Genomic DNA, 18,432 nt, shown 5'->3' with positions numbered 1-18,432 from the left:
AACCTTTAAAATATTTGAAACTGAATCAAATCCGATTTCGACTGCATGTAAAACGCCGAACTTGTTTTTCCGGGAAAGAACCGAACAGGTAACTCTGATGGGGGAATTCGTTTGGAACGAATCAAATTTCCTTTAGTATTATAAATTTGCATTTCTGATTCGGTAACAGCCACGTAAATTGAGTCCATATTAAAAATGGATTGGTATACCCCACCGAGTTTGGATTTGGTTTTTTCCCAAACCAACTTTCCATCCTTGTAAAATACCAAAGAATCAGGTAAATTAAAAATCACAGAACCATCATTTCCAGTAACAAAATAAAGTTTATGTGGATAGAACTTAGGAAGAGAAAACTCTTCCACCGTTTCTCCTGCCTCATCTAATACTTCAACAAAATCTTTATCTAACAAGGAATAATGGATAGAGGAAAATTTTCCATCGGGAGATAGAGAAACAGACTTGAAAAAAGAATCCTTTTTATCTTTAGATAATTCCTTTTCAAAAAGTACATTTCCTTTTTCGTCTAACCGATACAACTCGCCACCAGAAAAGAGAACGATTACACCTTTGTTTTTAGAATCAAATTGGTAATCTGTTAAAAATCTTCCGTTTAACTCCGATTTACCGACCCTGTTCCCACTTTCATCCATGAGAAACACCGTGTTATTATCACCGGATAAATACAAAACGGGAGATGCAAAGTATCCACTCCGTGGATAAGAATTGATTGGTTTTTTCCAGAAAAGCTCCCCTGAGTCAGAGAAAAAATCCACCTCATCTCCAATCTTTTCGTACAATAGATACCCATTGGCAAGTAAAGGAAAGTCGACCAAATACTTAGGATCGATCTCAGGAAATTTTCCTGTGCGAAACGAATAATACCTTCCCCCTACTTTGTATCCATTGATGGTTTTCAATGGGTCTTCTCCAATTTTCGGAGAAGTGGTTCCGAACCTTCCTTCACTGTTCCAAACCCAAGTTTCTCTGATGTTTGGAACTAGGTTTAAGTCCACATCCCAACTAAAGAAGAATAATAGAAAAAAACCAAATGAATAAATGATCGTCTGCCACATGTTAAACGTTCCTTTTTTTTAATGACTGGTATAATAAAAATAAAGCAGTATTACTTGCATTTTCTCGGATTCCTTCTCGGTTTCCTGGAAAAATATAAGAGTGAGTTTGGACAGAACCATCGGGAGTTTTTATGCCAATCCAAACAGTTCCCACAGGTTTTGCCTCAGTTCCCCCATCAGGACCTGCGATCCCTGTGATCGAGATACAATAATCAGCCTTTGTTTTTTCAGAAATACCCTTTGCCATGGCTTCTGCTGTTTCTTTACTCACTGCCCCAAAACTCTGTAATGTATCACTCGGAACCCCTAACAAAGAATCTTTCATCTCATTCGAATACGTTAAAAATCCGCCTACAAAGTAGGAACTAGATCCTGGGAAGTCTGTCAGTTTTTTTCCAAGAAGGCCCCCAGTACAACTTTCTCCTACAGCGATGGTTAACTTTTCAGAAATTAAATGCTCATGAACGAATTCGAAAACATCATCAGATATAATCTTCGGATACTGAGTTTCCAACTTCTGGATGATTCTCTCCAATGGTTTAGAATCAGTAGATTGGAAGATACACTTAATATAACCTCTGTTTGCTGTTACTCCCCATTCTACATTTTGGAATAATTCGTCCCTATGTGTTTCCACAAAGTCTTTTTGGTATAAGGATTCCCCGATATTCCATAACCATTTGGTTTTTTGGACTAAGTTTTCCCGAGGATAAATTCGTTTGAGTTCTGGCACAAGCCTACGCGTAAACATCTCCTTCATTTCCGAAGGAACCCCTGGCATACAAACTAAATAGGAATCTGTTCCAATCGGCTCCACAAACCCAACAGCAATCCCGACCGTATTGTCTAAGGTTTTACAATCTTCGGGCACATGGGTCTGGCGAAGGACTGTCGGTAGGATATCGCTATATTGTTTTCCCCGAGATTCATAAATTCGTTGCAAACGAATCTTCGCTTTCTCTACAGAATAGGATTTTTTTCCACTCAGTTTCAAAACTGTTTCTAAAGTATAATCGTCTTCTGTCGGACCAAGCCCGCCAGTCATAAGAACAAGTACTGGCCTTGTTTCTGCCAGTTGTTTTAGGGCTTTTAGTTCTGAAAGAATCAGATCCGGATCGTCAGGAAGACCGATGAATTTTTTTACCTTCCAACCGAGTTCAAAGAGTTGGTTAGCCATCCAACCAGAGTTTGTATCCAAACTTCGGCCTGCGGTAATCTCAGAACCTGTTGAGATAATGACGATGTATGGTGCTTCCATTCTTTTTAAATCTCTTCTTTTGACATCTTCTCTGGGGCGGAAATTCCGAGAAGTTTTAGCCCATTCTCTAAGGCCAACTTGGTATACAAAACAAGGACAAGGAGTGTATCTCTTTCTTTTCCTGCTTTGTCCTTAATTCGATTGTCCTTGTGAGAATAAAACTTTGTGAACGATTTACTGAGAGATTGAAGATAGTTTGTCAGTCTATGTGGTTCGAAACTAGTTGCCGTATCATACACTTCTTCTTGGAGCCTTGCCACCCAAAAAAGAAGTCGTGTCCTTTCTTCTTGTTTTAGAAATTCAGCGGAAATTCCCGACAGCAGCGGTTTGAATTCCATAGGAACTTGTAATTCCCGAAAGATAGAACAGATCCTCGCATGTGCATATTGAATATAGAATACAGGGTTTTTGTCAGATTCATCTTTTGCTAAATCCAAATCAAAATCAAGTGGGGCATCGGAACTTCTCATTAAGAAAAAATACCTTCCCACATCCCTTCCTTGTTTTCCCAAATAAGAAAGTAAGTCTCTCATGGTTTGGAAAATTCCCAAACGTTTACTCATTTTGACCTTTTCTTTATTCTCAATCAAATTGACCTGTTGGGCGATAAGAACCTTAAAACTCTCCTCTGTTTTTCCAAAAGATTTTACTGCCCCTTTTAATCTGGCAATGTATCCATAGTGGTCTGGCCCCCAAATATCGATTAGGGTATCAAATCCTCTTTGAAACTTATTGTAATGGTAAGCAATGTCTGCCATCAAATACGTAGGACGACCATCCTCTCTTCGAATCACACGGTCTTTATCGTCCCCATACAATGTGGAAAGGAAATGGAGTTTTCCATCAATCGTTGTGACATCTTCTTTCTTTAAGATAGAAGGTACTTTTTCTACATCCCCTGCTTCGTGAAGACTACGTTCGCTAAAGAACAAATCAAAGTTCACACCAAAGAGAGCCAAATCTTCTTTTTGTCTGCCTAAATTGTATTCCACCGCATAACGAGAAAGAAAGTCAATCACCTCGTCCCATTTTTCACCGGCAACAGAATCAAAGACAAATTGAGTTCTTGTTTGGTCCTCTAAACATTGGATCGCAATGTCTTTGATGTATTCCCCTCGGTAACTTTCCTTAGGCAGAATTCTTTTTTTGATGAGGCCAATCACAGGTTCATCAGATTCCTCTTCCTGGAAACGAATGGTCTCTCCTTTGATTTCGAAAATTCTAAGTAAAACTGCCACACCAAGTAAATAGACTTGGTTTCCGTAATCGTTCACATAGAACTCTCGTTTGACGTTATGACCAAGGCTTGAAAGTAGATTTGCCATTGCATCCCCATAAGCTGCAGACCTAGCGGAGACAATATTCATAGGTCCTGTAGGATTGGCAGAAACAAACTCTAATAGGATTTTTTCTTTTTTAGGTGATTCTGCAAATAGAACACTAGGTGACATGACAGAGGCCACATACTGATTCAAATAATCAGAATGGATTCGAAAATTGATGAAACCGGGGGGAGAAAAAGTGACAAACTCAAACATCGAATCATTTTTGATTTCCAAAAGGACTGCTTCTGCAATTTCTTTTGGATTTTTGTTTAATACATTTTTGTTTTCTAAAGCAAAAGGGGAAGAGTAGTCTCCGAATTTTTCATCCCTTGAATATTCAATTCGAATTTTTAAGGAATCTTTAAGTGAAGTTAGGTTTTCTTGCTTTAGGTAAAGATCGATTGCCTTCTCTAATTCCGATAATACAAGTTGTTTTAATAATTGATTTACATTCATTTTTAATATTTGATTTCCATCTTAAGTTTGTCTGAGTTTTGCCAAAGTTCAAAACTTTTGGCCTTGAACCTGGATACAAAATGAGGAATACTTTCTTTTTCTTCTCTGAGAGTGGTTTGGAAAGTTTCGGACTGTATTTTTCCTGTTCTATTTTTCTCATTCTTTCGCAAATTCTCACCCTTAAGCAAAAGTTGGAACAACGCAAAAAAAACAGAAAGAGTCATACAAAGTAAAATTGTTTTAGTAATAGAATTCATAAATACCCTATCGTTTTGTAAAACTCGAAGTATGATTTTAACTCTTTTCCGAATAAAGATCGCAAAAACTGATTCAGAATCAGATCCCCATCCCTATACTCCGTTTCCCGAGGGAACATACCCACTACGTTTGAAAATTTCTTTGATAACATAGTATGAAATAGTTTCAAAACAGGCAAATGATCTTTGGGAATAGGATGGCAATCGGAACATAAAAATTCACGGTCATCCACAGAAAAGTAAGCAGCCCGTTTAGATAACACCTCTTCCCCACAAGTATGGCAATAAAATTCTGTTGGGAAATGGCCCATGTGCGATAGGGCTCTCAACTTAAAAAAGGGAAGGATTTGTTTCTGAAAACCCTTTTCGTTACTTGTATCCAAACTCCCCGAAAGAAGCTGGAAAAGAAAAGGATGGCTTTCTCCCTCAGGATAAATCATCGATGTAAGTTCTGTCAGATAGAGTACAAACAAAGTACCCAAGTAGTCCGATTTCAATTCATCATACCGGTTCACTAAATGGACTTCCTTAATGGACTTCCAATCTTTCTCTGCCTGATCATAATAATCCAGTTCCACAAGAGAGCCAAGCTCTGTGGTGATGATGGCGCGGCGTTTGGACTTTCGAATTCCTTTGCTTAAAAAGTTCATTCTTACTTGCGATTCACCGGCAAGACTTATGACTCTGTCACTATCTCCAATGTCTCGACTATGGATGACAATCCCTCTTTCTTTTCGAATGGCCATCTATCTTTCAAAGACCAATTCCAAACACTCATCTTCTTTTTTACGCATCAGGATGGCATCTTCTTCATTTGTTTCATGGTCATAACCAAACAAATGTAAAATTCCATGAACGAGTAAACGATAGAATTCATCTAAGAGACTATGTCCAATTTCTTTTGATTGGAGGATACAGGTATCCATGGAAATGACCACTTCACCTAAGATCTGAAAGGGGATAGGAGGAGATTCTGAATAGAGGGGGAAGGATAAAACATCGGTCGTTTTGTTTAACCCCCTCCTCTCCAAATTGATTTCTTGCATGAGGGAGTCGTCCACAACGAGGATGGAAAGTTCTAAAGATTGTAAAAACGTAGGGCTTAAAAATTTAAGAATTCGCTCACAGTTCTCCAATACCAATTCGGATCGAATTTCAGAATTTCCCCACTGGTCATTCCAGTGCGTCGAAACCATAAGTGAAGAATTCATCTTTTAGTTTTTTTAGAACCAGCAGCTTCCAAAGCTTTGGTGTCTTCTGGCTTCGGATATTTCGGCCTTTGGTGCAAACTAGAAAGTAATACTTCTTTGAAGCTGGCTTTGATGATTTCCAAATCCCCAATGGTCAGACCACTTTCATCCAATTGGTTTTCAGCCAATTTGGAGTTTATGATTTTACGAATTAGTTCATCCAAACTTTCCTGCGAAACTTCATCTAACGAACGCGAGGCGGCTTCCAAAGAATCTGCAATCATAACAATCCCCGTTTCTTTGCTCTGTGGTTTGGGACCTGGGTATTGAAAATCTTTTTTGTTAATATTTTTCCGAGCAGAGGCAGAAATATCCTGTAAGGCCTTGTGATAGAAAAAGGCCATGGTCGAAGTTCCATGGTGTTCTGGGATAAAACTTATAATCTCCCGCGGAAGCCTTGCCTTTTTTGCCATTTCAATCCCATCTAACACGTGATCAATCACAGTTTTTGCAGCAAGAGCCGGATTATCTTTATCAATATGTTCTGGTTTGGGAATCAAATGTTGGTTTTCGACAAAAAATCCAGCATTAGGAATTTTTCCAATATCATGGAAGTAAACCCCCACGCGAACAAGAAGTCTATCTAAGTTTAAATTTTGTGCTGCACGTTCTGACAGTGCCGCCACCATAAAGGTATGGGTATAAGTGGATGGGGCTTTCATAAGAAGTTGTTGTAAAAGTGGATGACCCGTGTCAGCAAGTTCAATCAGTTTGAACCGAGTAGGAATATTAAATACATATTCATAGAGAGGAAGTAAAAACTGAACTGCCGTGGCACTAGCAAATCCATTAATAAAACACATCACTGTGATTCGAAATAAATTGGAATTACTCAAGTCCCGAAAAAAACCAGCACCCGTAGATACATAGAATTCTCTTCCATCAAACAAATACCCGGCAGTGGTGATGAGGATTTGAACAAAGGTAAGTAAAAACCCTGCCTTTAAAAAATCGATTCGTTTAAGAAGTCGCCTTCCATAAATTGAACTCATTACCGCGACGGTAAAAGCCAACATAAAGGATGTTGGATTGTATCTTGACGCAAAAAAAACAGCAAAGGAAAGAAAGAAACCAATGGCGATGGAAAGTTGTTCGTCATAAACAAAACCAAGAAGTAAACACAACATTCCTACCGGAACAAACATTCCAAAATAATACACTCCCGACAAATCACTGTCAGTGGAATAAAAGACCTTAGAAACAAGATAAATGGATGCGATGACAATCCAAAGTGTAAAAAAGATAATTAAATTACTTGAAAGGTCGTTCAACCGATTGGGCCTATAACGAATGAGATAAAACCCAACAATCACAATCAGAACACATTGGGTCAGGAAAATAGAGACAATTGATGCCAAGTTGGCCCTTGTAGCATACCGGTTCATCATCTCTAATTTCAATTTAACTTCAGGGGTGATCACATCTCCTGAGCGAACGATGACCTCATTGGCTTGGATTCTACTTTTCTGAATCGGAATGGAGTTTGTCGCCCGCATGCGAGCACTCTCTGTTTCTTCTGGGTTGTAGTTACAAGCAGGATAGGAATATACATAGTAGAGTCCTATTCGAGAGACAGCTTTCAGAAGTGACTCGGAAACGTTCGGTAACTTTTCAGAGGCTAACTTAGATAATACGGAAGCAACAGGCCCCTCTTTATAAATTTGGGATCTTGGGATCACTAAATTCCCGTCAATGATAGAAGTTTGGTCTTGGGTTCCGATGTTTCGGATCTTGGCCCCAGCTTTGTCCAAATCTTTGGCAAAGGGAAGGTCTTCTTTCACAATACAATATTTGGAAAAAATTAAGTTGGTATATTGTTGGATAAAGTTCTTTAACTTTTCTTTTTTGGGATAATCCAAAATGGCTTGGATTTCTTCATTGGTTCGGTTTCGCCATCTCGGAATTCGATCCTTAACAATGACTGGTGTTCCCTTACCTTCTGCAAGGGTAGCACGTAAGAGTTCAATATCCTCTGAAAGATTGGTATCAATCCCTGCGACTAAAATTCCAAAATCTTTATCAAAGGCATAAGGAACATTGGCAGCAGCTTTTTGTTTTTCCGCGTTTGTTTTTTCTGTATCTTCATAAGAAAATTCTTTTACAGATTGGATGGTTTCGGGAGCAATTTTACCTTCTGAAAATAATCCATCGGGATCTGTATTGACACTTGTTTGTCCAAAAAAGGGAATCGAAAGTACGTAAGTGACAAATAACAAAGTAAGCGAAACCAAAATGATTTGAATGTTTCTGACAACAGAGACTGGCCTAACTTTTGTTAGGAAGTCTGTCACTTGGGTCATGGAGGAATCTAAGATGGCTTTCATGGTTTTTTGGAGAATAAACTTTCGTTCTCTTCGAATCGTCTGACAATAGATTCGACGATAGGGTGGCGCGTAATATCTTCTCTTCCAAAGAAAATCGTTTCAATTCCATTCAGATTTCGTAAAGTATACACAGTTTTTTCCAGTCCCGACCGACCATGGGCCAAGTCAATTTGGGTGGCATCTCCAGAGATTGCCATTTTTGAATTTTTGCCAAAACGAGTGAGAAACATTTTTAATTGAGGCAAAGTACAGTTCTGTGCTTCATCTAAAATAATAAAGGAATGAGAAAGAGTCCGTCCTCTCATAAAAGCAATGGGAGCAATTTCAATTTTACCCACTTGCAAATACTCCGTAGTCTTTTCAAAACCAATACATTCGTGTAACGCGTCATAGATGGGACGTAAATAAGGATTTACTTTTTGGGTTAAGTCTCCCGGTAAAAATCCCAAGTTCTCTCCGGCTTCCACGGCAGGACGAGTGAGGATGAGTCGGTCCACCTCACCTGTTTGCATCATCCGGCAGGCAGTCGCAATGGATAAAAATGTTTTACCAGTTCCCGCAGGTCCCATAGCAATGGTAATGTAGTTTTTGTGAAGGCTATCCACAAAACTTTCCTGGTTTTTGGTGCGAGGAAAGATGGGTTTCCCTTTGAAGGTAACAAAGATTTTGTCTCTCGGAGTCCAGCTCTCCCCTTCCTTTTGGAAGTCAGAAGAACCAGGCGTGGGCCAACCTCCACTCGAGTCTTTTACTTTATTCACTAAGTAATCTATATCAAAAAAAGAATACTCTGCTTTGTCAGGTCTACGTTTGAAATTTTCTTCCACTTTGTGAAAGGTATCCAAGGCAACTTGGACTTGGTCCTCGCTTCCTTGGATGATGAGAGATTTTCCTCTGGGGATGAGTTTTACATTGAGTCTACTTTCCCATAACGGGAGTTTGCTGTCTCCAATCCCGCAAACCGTTTGGTAGAGGGATTCTTCCTGAAATGTAAAACTTTCATCCATATTAGATAGTGACTACCCTGAGTTTTAATTCTTCCAATTGTTTTGCTTCGACTGGCCCTGGTGCTTCACTCATCATACAAGTTCCTTTTTGTGTTTTTGGGAAAGCAATGACATCACGAATGGAAGTTCCTCCCGTGAGTAACATCATAATCCGATCCACACCAAAAGCAATCCCCCCATGAGGTGGCGCTCCAAAAGAAAGGGCATCAAGTAAAAATCCAAATTTGGATTTTGCATCGTCTTCTCCAATTCCAATCGCTTCCAGAACCAGGCTTTGAATTTCTGGATTGTGAATCCGAATCGATCCCCCGCCTATTTCTGTTCCATTCAAAACTAGATCATAAGCTTTAGCACCAATAGTGGAAAGGTCAACTGATTTCCCAGCTTTCCAATCTCTTAGTTTGTCAAAGTCTTCTTCTTTTGGCGAAGTGAAAGGATGGTGGAGGAAAGTCCAAGTTTTGGTGGCTTCATCCAATTCAAACATAGGAAAATCCACAACCCAATGGAAACTATAAGGAACCTTAGGTGGATCATATTTATCCGATAATTTCAAACGCAGAGCGCCGAGTGAGGCATTCACAATCTTAGAAGAATCGGCTCCAAAGAAAACCATGTCTCCTTCTTTCGAACCAACAGCTTTCGCAATTGCCGCGAGTGCCTCGGGAGTGAAACGTTTGGTGATAGTAGATTCGAGTCCATTTGCCCCATGTTTCATATAGGCAAGGCCTTTGGCACGAAAGTCCCGTGACAACCAAGCGGTCAGGTCTTCGATTTCTTTTCTAGAAATCACAGAACCACCAGGAACACAAATTGCTTTCACCACTCCGCCACTTGAAACAGCCGCACTGAATACTTGGAAATCAGCATCTTTTACAATGTCTGACACATTCACAAGTTTCATTCCAAAACGAATGTCTGGTTTGTCTGATCCGTATTCTTCCATTGCAACGTGATACGGCATGGTCATAAAGGGTGAGTTCACTTCTAACTGAAACACTTTCTTTAATGCGAAAGTCCACATGGCTTCGATCTCAGAACGGATATCGTCTTCCGTGACAAAAGAAAATTCCATATCGAGCTGTGTGAATTCTGGTTGGCGGTCCGCACGTAGGTCTTCATCTCGAAAACATTTTACAATTTGGAAGTATCGTTCCATTCCCCCAATCATCAGAATTTGTTTGAAAAGTTGCGGAGATTGTGGGAGAGCATAGAACTCACCTGCATTCAAACGAGAAGGAACTAAAAAGTCACGTGCTCCTTCGGGAGTGGATTTATTTAAAATAGGAGTTTCGATTTCCAAAAAGGATTTGCTGTCCAAATATTCACGCAGAGCAAAGGTTAGTTTGTGACGCAAAATCAAACGGTCACGAAGTTCTTCGCGGCGCATATCTAGATAACGATACTTCAATCGAATTTCTTCCCCAGAAGGATCAAACTCATCCAAAGTAAAAGGAGGAGTTTTGGATGTATTTAAAATTTCAACAGATTCGGCGATTAACTCGTATTTGCCGGTTTCCATTTTGGGGTTGATGGATTCGGCATCGCGAAGCGAAAGTTTTCCTTTCACAGCAATCACGAATTCGGAACGAATTTTTTCTACTTTGGAAAAATCGTCCCCTAAGATTTCTTTTCGAGCAACAATTTGTAGAATTCCAGAACGATCGCGAAGATCGATAAAAATCACTCCTCCTTGGTCGCGGTAACGAAAAGCCCATCCAGAAAGGAATAAAGTTTTACCGACAGATGCATCCGAAACACTCGTTGCACTAATTCTATTTTTATATTCGGAACTGACCCACTGATTCAATTGAAAACCTCTTTATAATGGAACGTTGTCGAAACGGCTGATCTTCGGATTGAACATCAATGGAAAATCGGCCGTAGCACCCGCTCTGTTTTTGGCGATGATGATCTCAGCCATTCCCCTTTTGTTCGGGTCAAGCTCTTCGGGAGGTTTCACCATTTCCTCTCGATATATAAAACATACAATGTCCGCATCCTGCTCAATGGCACCTGACTCCCGTAAATCGGAAAGTTGGGGCCTTTGGTCTTTGGAGCGATTTTCAATGGAACGGTTCATCTGCGATAATGCGATGATGGGGCATCCCACTTCCCGTGCCATTTGTTTCAGTCCCCTGGAAATATTGGCAACCTCTTGTTGCCTTCCCCCCATGGCAGCTTTCGGATCACTCATAAGCTGTAAGTAGTCAACAATCACAAGCCCCACTTCTTCTGTTGTGCGAAGTTGGCGGAGTCTTGCCGAAAATTCTTGGATGGTCAAATATCCAGAATCATCAATGTACAAACTAGCAGAGGTTATGTTTCCGATACTATCTTTGAGTTGGGTCATCTGTGCAGACGTGAGAGTTCCCGCTTTTAAAGCATAGGAATCAATCCTTGCATCTGCACTGATGAGTTTCAGAAGTAATTCGATCCGACTCATCTCAAGAGAGAAAATAACAACCGTTTTACGCTCTTTCAAAGCGGCGTTTGCAGCAATGTTTAATGCAAATGTAGTTTTTCCGTTACCAGGACGAGCCGCAAGGATCATAAGTTCGTGTGACTTAAGACCTGTGGTTGCCATATCCAGACCCGTAAAATGGGTTTTTAATCCATTAATTCCACCCGTTCCATTTTGGCTTGCCGCCACAACATTTTTGATATAATCAATGAGTGCATTGGCATCATCTTTTACTTTTCGTAAACCTTTGGATCTCTCTTGGCGAGAGATGTCCATAAGCGACTGTTCTACGAGACTGAATACAGAATCGTTTTCCCCAGGTTCGATCTTTACTTTATCGATGGCTTGGTTTAATGCTTCGACGTACTTACGACGGTCCGAGATACGTTTCACTCGCCGAACATAATAATCTAGCGGTTGGAAAGGAACGGTATCTTTGTAGAGGGAAGTAATGTATTCCAAGTCGCGGGACTCATCTTTAAAAAGACGTTTCTCCCGCATTTGGTTTGTGACCGTAACCAGGTCAATGGCAATCCCTTCACTGATGAGATCGGTGACAGCTTCAAAGACACGCCTGTGACTGTCCATGTAGAAATCATCCGGGCTTAGACCTAAGTCTTCCTGCCCGGCTACCCCTCTCATGAGTAGGTAACCGATTAAGTTCTTCTCAGACTCTATCTCCTGAAGGGGGTTAGAATTCATCGAAAAAGCTTTAGCGTAAAACTATGCTTGGCCGACGACTTTAACTATGATTTGGGGAACAACACCTTCAGCCAAACGAACTTTAATTTTATATTCGCCTACTGATTTTAGCGGCTCACCTAAGTCTAGTTTACGTTTGTCGAGTTCTACACCAGTGCTTTTGATTGCGAGTGCAATATCATTTGCTGTTACAGAACCGAAAAGTTTGTCGTTCTCACCCACTTTCACTTTTATCTCGTAAGTTTTACCTTCGATAGAAGAAGAAAGTTCTTTCATCACTTTCACGCGTTTGTCGCGTTTCAGTTCAGCAAGTTTCTTTTGGTGGACTGCGGCTTTTGTGTTTCCATCATTTGCACGGACTGCAAATCTTCTAGGAATGAGGAAGTTACGTGCGTAACCGTCTGCAACTTCTTTCACATCACCAGCATCACCAAGATTCAATACATCTTTTTGCAATACAACTTTCATCCGTTACTCCTACAGAACTTTAAACGGCAATAAGCCGATAGATCTGGATTTTCTGATTTCACGAGCTAGAGCTCTTTGGTGTTTGCCACAAGTTCCAGTGATTCTTCTTGGAATGATTTTACCACGGTTGGTAACAAATCTTTCTAAGATATCGACTCGTTTGTAATCAAGTCCTGCAAGTAAGGCTTTGTCAGCGCAGAACTTACATACTTTCTTCTTATATTTTGCGTTTTTACGACCGAATTTGCCTTCTCCGTCTTTACCACGGAAACCGCCTTTATCGTCGTCTTCCATCCCGTCCATACTCTCACGGGAATCTGTTCTTGTTTCTTCAGTATTTGCTGTTTCGCTCATTATCATAACCTATCAAAAAGGAATGTCATCGTCACCGGCTGGATAATCATCATAACCACTACTTACGCCGGAATCATAAGAAGAGGAACTGTCAGAACGGTCGCCACCTGATCCACCACCACCTTGTCCTTGGCCGCCTAGTAATTGCGCGGATTCGACATAGACACGGATTTTGGTGGCTTTTTTGCCTTCAGGTGTTTCCCAGGACTGTTGTTGAAGTCTACCTTCAATCGCTACTTGTTTTCCTTTGCCAGCATATTGTTTTAATATGTCAGCGAGTCGGCCCCATGCAACGCAGTCAAAATAATGAGTTTCCTCTTTTTTTTCACCGTTAGTCACATAAACTCTGTTATTCGCAATTGAGAAATTGACAACAGAACTTCCGTTCACCGATTTAAATTCCGGGTCACGGGTCATTCGACCGATTAAAAGTACTTTGTTGAGATCGTTAGCCATTTGCCCTGATTACGAGAGTTTTTAAGATGTTACCATTGAGTTTAAACTCATGTTCGATCTTTGAAACTTCTGTAGGGGATCCGGAACACTTGATAAGTGTGAAGTGGCCTTGTTCGTCTTGTCCAACGGGATGCCAGAGTCTTTTAGAACCCCAATCCTCTTCGCCTTGGATCGTGAAGTTGTATTTGGAGAGTAAGTCTTTTACTGCAGACTTCGTCTCTTCTACATTACCTTCACGAAGAATATTCGTGATTTCGTAGTTTCTCATATTTCTCCTATGGGTATACCTACATAGAAACACTTGTAGGTAGAAGAATTTGTTAGTTTCCACTAGGGTTTTGCCAATAGGGGCAAGGGTCAATGGAATTTCTTCTTGGAGTTCCCAAACCCTTCCATTTCCATGTAATTTCTAACATTTTTATGGGTGAAAAATCAAATTTTCCAGAAGTTTGGGGCCTAGGACTTGGCCTATTTTTAGCACTCTATGCTGGTTTTTTAAACCACATCACCCCGAAAGAACCAGCTCTCGACAATCACTCCGGATTTGAATCCACCCTCCTTGGACTCGAGATGGCAGAAACGCCCAAACAAGTCCAAGACCTGATTGGAATCCCAGATACCATCGATTTTTTCAATTTGTCCTCAGAATACCGAAGGGTTCATTATTTTGACTTTGGATTTATCTTCTGTTATTTGGCCTTTCTTACCTATACCGGCCATTATGCAGGCAGGAAGGTGCGGCCCATCTTTTTAAAGATCTTTATGGGTATGGTTTTACTTCTTGTGATCGCAGGATTTGCGGACTTAATCGAAAATATTTTAATCTTAAATGTACTCGATGCGAAAACAGCAGAAGAAATGGCACCTTCGCTCGAATATCTTAAACCCACATCGCAGCTCAAATGGTTTTGTTTGTTTGGTTATGCGGCCATTGTTTCCGTTTACTTTTGGTTATACGAAAAAGGTTGGATTTTGCGAACGGCTTCGGTTTTATTTTTTACTGGCTTCTTTTTGCAGTTGTTTTCGATTTATAAAACCAATTTACTGGAACTTAGTTTTCCCTTTTTTGCCGTGGGACTTGTTTGCAGTTGGTTCCACTACGGTTTTAGTTTGGCCTTTAGTTCCTTATCTAAAAAAACATAACCCCTTCCTCCAGAGATCACAAGTTCTGTTCCGAGTTGTTTACAAAGGATAGAATACTCTTTTAAAAAGTTTTCCGCTTCCTTAGGACCCAAAGGAAAAAAATAATGATCGCCGGACAAGGATTGGTGTTTTCCAAATACGGGTATCACTTCCACAAACAAAAGTTTTTCGCCGTCAAAATGCAAAACAACAGAAATATTGTGTTTTAAGTATTGGTTTTTCGATCCAAAGAAAAAATTTCCGAGTGAATAAATTACAACACCTGTAGGAAACACTTCTATCCCTTGGGGGACATGGGGATGGTGGCCGATGATGACTTTGTATCCAGCACCTACCAAATATTTGGCGGCATTCCGTTCCGTATCCATGGGCAAAGGATTGTATTCTACACCCCAATGTACGGATAGAATATTTACCTGGTTTGGTTTCGATTTTTTAACAAGGCGTTCAGCAGTCGCCACTCGGAAATAAGCGGCCCCAGGAGTTTTAGTTCCCGAAAACAACCTGGTTTCACCCGTATCAGAAAAGGAAAAGATGCGGTAGTCTGTGTTATGTTTGGTGATAGAAATCGGGACTAAAGCATCATCAGTGTGTTTGCCAGCTCCGGTATGGCGGATTCCAAATTCATCCAAAAGCTCCAAGGTCTCATAGAGTCCGTTTTCTCCAAAGTCCATGGTATGGTTATTTCCCAGAAAAACCCCATCAATCCCAAGCATTCGCAAAACCATCAAATCCCGTCTTTCCCCAAAGAACACATAGGACTTTCTTTGGTCAGCTGCAGGTGTTTTATGAAGGATCGGTGTTTCTAAATTTAGGAAACGATAATCGAAGGTTTTTAGAAAACTAGAAAAACTGCGAAAAGGAAAGTATGGGTCCTCAGTTCGCATGGAATCCCGAACTCCCCAATTAAACATTACATCCCCACCAAACCATAGTTTTGTGGATTTGGGAAATTTGATAGTCTCCCCTGTGTCCGTTCGGAAATGATAAAGATCGTTTATAGGTAGTTCTAAATTAGGTTCTTCGGGTTCCGGAATGTCCGCTGAAAACACAAAAAGCGGACAAACTAAAACCAGAAGGAATAAAAAACGAAATAAGTACATTTAAAAACGGAATGTATTTGCGGGTGGTTCCGTCATTTGCGATTTTTTTAATTTAATTAGAATGAGAACATTTTCCTTTTCTGTATCCAAACTAATGACCTTCGTGGTGATTTCTTTGGGTGGATGGATTTGTTCTGGTTTGGTTTTGACTATGGCTATTGCCTTTAACCCACGTTTTGTGCTAGCAAGTTCCAATCGATCCAGTTGCCCTTCTTTAAAAAAATATTCGTATTCGCCATCGGGTTTTGTGAGGGCAATTCGCGAATCCTTTGTATTGAATTTTGCTTTTGGATTTTGGATCTCCCCAATGTAGGTTCCAGTAAGGTATTCATAAATCACGGGAAAAGGTATGGCAAATTTTTTATTCGTATTCGGATCTTGGATGAGGATGTCCCCCATCGGAAAGGTTTGGACTTCCTTTGTACTCGTAGGTTTGATTTGGATTTGGTTTGGATCGGCGATGAGTTCAGTAAATACCATTCCAAAAAAACTATCCATGAGTTGGATTTTGATCTGTTTGGTTTCTTTCGAAAAGTAAAGTTTTCCATCCAGATAGACATTGTCTTTTTTAGGAACAAAGGTTTGGATCTGCATGGAAAATTCGGATTTAAAACTTTGAAATTCGGTTTGTTTTTCTAGAATTTCTTTTAGAAGGGTTTTAGATTCTCCCTCTTTAGCCGAATGGTATTTTTCTTTATCCCGGCCAATGAAATTGGGATCTTCCACTTCTGCCGACCGACAAGAATAAACATAAAATAAAATATTAAGAAGGAGTAAGGTCCTTTTCATTCAGAAATTTCCTTTTGCACTTTTTTGATTTTTGCCACTAAGTCTTTGTTAGACTCGGATTTTAATTTGGATTCGGAAAGTTTGAAAAATTGCAAAGCATTCACTGGATCTTTTTTAGCCAAATACACATCTCCCAGATGTTCATAAATCACAGGGTCTTCAAATCCTCTTTCTAGAGCCAAAGATGTCGCAAAGTTCAAATGGAGTAAGGCACGATTATAATCTTTTTTTCTGTACATTACCCAACCCAAACTATCTTGGTAGGCGGGATTGTCTGGTTCCAAGGAAACTGCTTGGTTTAAGAGTTTATTTGCTTCTTCGGGATTGATGTCTTTTTCAGCATATAGATACCCCAAATAATTCATGGCGTTGGAGGCATTGGGATTCAAAGAGATGGTGGTTTTTAGATCTGCTTCTGTATCTACAAACTGTTTCAGCTTATCAAAGGCTGTGGCACGATAGAAATAGTAATTTGGATTTTTAGGATCTAGTTTGATTGCATCACTAAAGTCGTTCACACTTTCTTTGTATTTCGCCAATTGGAAATAAGCAAGGCCTCGGAGGTAATAGTGAGTCGGATTTGGATTTTCTTTTATGGTTTCGGACAAAAGAGAAACAGATAATGATTCTTTTTTTAAGTTTCCTTGGAGGTAGAGGTAAGCCAAACGAAACCGCAATCGAAACGATTTTTCTGTTTCTTTTGTGAGTCGGAGCGCTTCTCTTGTAGAGATGATGGAATGATTCCACTGACCAAGCATCTCTTGGCAGGAAGAAATCTTTTCAAAATACAGAGACCTTTCCTCATCTGCATTTTCCTTTGTACTGATTTGTAAAAGACCTCGCCGTAAGATCTTTTCTGCGGTGATATACTGCCTATATTCATAAGCATACTGGGCTGTATCAGCATTAAGGATTTCGTATTCAGGAAATTTTTCCTTTTCCGCAAGTTCTAAAAGAGCTACACGAGGAGATAACCTTCCTGGATTTTCTTGAATGTAGGTTTTTAGTTTAACATCCAGTCCGGTTTTCGATCCAGAAATGAGTTTATCGAGTAAAAAAACAATTCCCTCTTTCGGGATTTTTTTTTCTTTTTTCAGTGTTGCGAAGTATGTGGGCGCAAGATCACGCGCATCCATAAAATAAATTTCAGCAAGCATATACGAGGCATCAATGTCTCTCGGATTTTTTTCTCTAATTTGTTCTAAATATTGGCGGCAATGTTTGAAATCACCTAACACGAAATAGATTTGTGCCAATCGGAACAAAACTTCCATATCATTTTTATAAGCGGTCGTGTATTCATTATAACGTTTGATTGATATCTTTGGGTAATCCAATTTGTAATTGAGTTCACCCAGTGCTTTTGCTGTTAGAAATTTGTATTTGGAATGGGTATCTCTCCTTTCGATCACAAAAGAAAGAGCTGTATAATACAAAATGGACTGGTTCCAAAGTTTCCGTTCAAAATTGATATTGCCGAGAAGGTATAAAAAATCGGGATCATTCGGAAACTTATGAAGCGAGGACTCTAAAACTTCCGAGGCTTTGGTCAGTTCCCCTTGTCGGATTCGAATTCTTGTTTGCAAAAGGATGAGATCTTTAGAAACCTCAGGGGATTTGTTCGTGGCAACTTCTGACCATTCCCAAGCCTTCTCCAAACTTCCCAGTTCCAAATAATTCAAACTTTGTGTTTCTGAACTGAGTGCACTTGGTTCTTTTCCGACTTCCTTCAGACAAAAGTGGTAAGAATCCAGAAATGAAACAGAGCGTTCAAAGGATAGTTTGGATTCTTCTGACTTCCGGCGTTGGGACGACTGGAATCCGTCCACCTGTTCTCGTAGAGCACGAGAAAGTAAAAAATCTGCCGGAACACCAGGTTCTAACACGGAACATTCTTTGGTTCGGGTCCCAGGCTCGGTTGCAAACAGAGAAAGAGAGAGAAAACAAAAGAAAACAATGAGGAAGGGACGGTTTGGAGTTTTAATTGCTTGAAACATCAGTAGATTCCG

At 40.0% G+C, this 18,432-nt stretch carries 18 protein-coding genes; 1 reads left to right on the top strand and 17 read right to left on the bottom strand.

The window, feature by feature from the left end:
• Positions 1–5: 5 nt before the first annotated feature.
• The 14 genes from LEP1GSC195_RS02150 to rpsF form a co-directional block, all read right to left on the bottom strand.
• Complete coding sequence (locus tag LEP1GSC195_RS02150; protein WP_015680151.1) at positions 6–1,073, bottom strand: hypothetical protein; 1,068 nt, start codon at positions 1,071–1,073, stop codon at positions 6–8.
• A 1-nt stretch (position 1,074) separates the two neighbouring features.
• Positions 1,075–2,331 (bottom strand): CinA family nicotinamide mononucleotide deamidase-related protein, encoded by a 1,257-nt coding sequence (locus LEP1GSC195_RS02145; protein ID WP_015680081.1) that lies wholly within the window; start codon positions 2,329–2,331, stop codon positions 1,075–1,077.
• A 5-nt stretch (positions 2,332–2,336) separates the two neighbouring features.
• Complete coding sequence (gene argS / locus LEP1GSC195_RS02140) at positions 2,337–4,112, bottom strand: arginine--tRNA ligase (protein ID WP_015679817.1); 1,776 nt, start codon at positions 4,110–4,112, stop codon at positions 2,337–2,339.
• A gap of 2 nt (positions 4,113–4,114) precedes the next feature.
• Entirely contained in the window at positions 4,115–4,369 is a 255-nt protein-coding gene (locus LEP1GSC195_RS02135; RefSeq protein ID WP_015680050.1) for a hypothetical protein, read from the bottom strand.
• A complete protein-coding gene (recO, locus tag LEP1GSC195_RS02130) occupies positions 4,366–5,115 on the bottom strand; it encodes a DNA repair protein RecO (RefSeq protein WP_015680125.1) in 750 nt (249 codons plus the stop codon). Before recO ends, LEP1GSC195_RS02135 begins: the two co-directional genes overlap by 4 nt.
• Entirely contained in the window at positions 5,116–5,580 is a 465-nt protein-coding gene (gene ybeY / locus LEP1GSC195_RS02125; RefSeq protein WP_040506220.1) for an rRNA maturation RNase YbeY, read from the bottom strand.
• Entirely contained in the window at positions 5,577–7,943 is a 2,367-nt protein-coding gene (locus tag LEP1GSC195_RS02120) for an HD family phosphohydrolase (RefSeq protein ID WP_015679887.1), read from the bottom strand. Before LEP1GSC195_RS02120 ends, ybeY begins: the two co-directional genes overlap by 4 nt.
• Positions 7,940–8,947: a PhoH family protein gene (locus LEP1GSC195_RS02115; RefSeq protein WP_015680064.1), complete on the bottom strand. Its 1,008-nt coding sequence runs from the start codon at positions 8,945–8,947 to the stop codon at positions 7,940–7,942. Before LEP1GSC195_RS02115 ends, LEP1GSC195_RS02120 begins: the two co-directional genes overlap by 4 nt.
• Position 8,948: 1 nt before the next feature.
• Positions 8,949–10,754 carry an aspartate--tRNA ligase gene (gene aspS, locus LEP1GSC195_RS02110; RefSeq protein WP_015680183.1) on the bottom strand — a complete coding sequence of 602 codons (1,806 nt, stop codon included), beginning with the start codon at positions 10,752–10,754 and terminating at the stop codon, positions 8,949–8,951.
• A gap of 12 nt (positions 10,755–10,766) precedes the next feature.
• Positions 10,767–12,110 carry a replicative DNA helicase gene (gene dnaB, locus LEP1GSC195_RS02105; RefSeq protein WP_040506219.1) on the bottom strand — a complete coding sequence of 448 codons (1,344 nt, stop codon included), beginning with the start codon at positions 12,108–12,110 and terminating at the stop codon, positions 10,767–10,769.
• 21 nt (positions 12,111–12,131) lie between these two features.
• Entirely contained in the window at positions 12,132–12,578 is a 447-nt protein-coding gene (gene rplI / locus LEP1GSC195_RS02100; protein WP_015679973.1) for a 50S ribosomal protein L9, read from the bottom strand.
• A gap of 9 nt (positions 12,579–12,587) precedes the next feature.
• Positions 12,588–12,872, bottom strand: coding sequence for a 30S ribosomal protein S18 (rpsR, locus tag LEP1GSC195_RS02095; RefSeq protein WP_198012760.1), 285 nt, complete (start codon positions 12,870–12,872; stop codon positions 12,588–12,590).
• A 72-nt stretch (positions 12,873–12,944) separates the two neighbouring features.
• Complete coding sequence (locus LEP1GSC195_RS02090; RefSeq protein ID WP_040506218.1) at positions 12,945–13,388, bottom strand: single-stranded DNA-binding protein; 444 nt, start codon at positions 13,386–13,388, stop codon at positions 12,945–12,947.
• Positions 13,381–13,656 carry a 30S ribosomal protein S6 gene (gene rpsF / locus LEP1GSC195_RS02085; protein WP_015679921.1) on the bottom strand — a complete coding sequence of 92 codons (276 nt, stop codon included), beginning with the start codon at positions 13,654–13,656 and terminating at the stop codon, positions 13,381–13,383. Before rpsF ends, LEP1GSC195_RS02090 begins: the two co-directional genes overlap by 8 nt.
• A 92-nt stretch (positions 13,657–13,748) precedes the next feature.
• Between rpsF and LEP1GSC195_RS02080 the strand changes: the two genes are divergently transcribed.
• On the top strand, positions 13,749–14,531 hold the full coding sequence (locus tag LEP1GSC195_RS02080) for a hypothetical protein (RefSeq protein WP_002982729.1): 783 nt from the start codon (positions 13,749–13,751) through the stop codon (positions 14,529–14,531).
• On the opposite strand, the gene LEP1GSC195_RS02075 is transcribed toward LEP1GSC195_RS02080, so the two are convergent.
• The 3 genes from LEP1GSC195_RS02075 to LEP1GSC195_RS02065 are packed head-to-tail and all read right to left on the bottom strand — an operon-like array spanning position 14,486 to position 18,420.
• The gene (locus LEP1GSC195_RS02075; RefSeq protein ID WP_015679843.1) at positions 14,486–15,634 is read right to left on the bottom strand and encodes a CapA family protein; all 1,149 of its coding nucleotides are present in this window, start codon (positions 15,632–15,634) and stop codon (positions 14,486–14,488) included. The two genes, LEP1GSC195_RS02080 and LEP1GSC195_RS02075, sit on opposite strands and share 46 nt — an antisense overlap.
• Positions 15,635–16,423 carry a hypothetical protein gene (locus tag LEP1GSC195_RS02070; RefSeq protein WP_015679916.1) on the bottom strand — a complete coding sequence of 263 codons (789 nt, stop codon included), beginning with the start codon at positions 16,421–16,423 and terminating at the stop codon, positions 15,635–15,637.
• The gene (locus LEP1GSC195_RS02065) at positions 16,420–18,420 is read right to left on the bottom strand and encodes a tetratricopeptide repeat protein (protein ID WP_015679972.1); all 2,001 of its coding nucleotides are present in this window, start codon (positions 18,418–18,420) and stop codon (positions 16,420–16,422) included. The genes LEP1GSC195_RS02070 and LEP1GSC195_RS02065 overlap by 4 nt, the downstream gene beginning before the upstream one ends.
• Between the last annotated feature and the right edge of the window lie 12 nt (positions 18,421–18,432).

Source organism: Leptospira wolbachii serovar Codice str. CDC (assembly GCF_000332515.2).
GTDB classification, from domain to species: Bacteria; Spirochaetota; Leptospiria; order Leptospirales; family Leptospiraceae; genus Leptospira_A; species Leptospira_A wolbachii.
The sequence above is the reverse complement of the archived record's forward strand: the minus strand, read 5'-3'. Positions and strand labels throughout refer to the sequence as shown.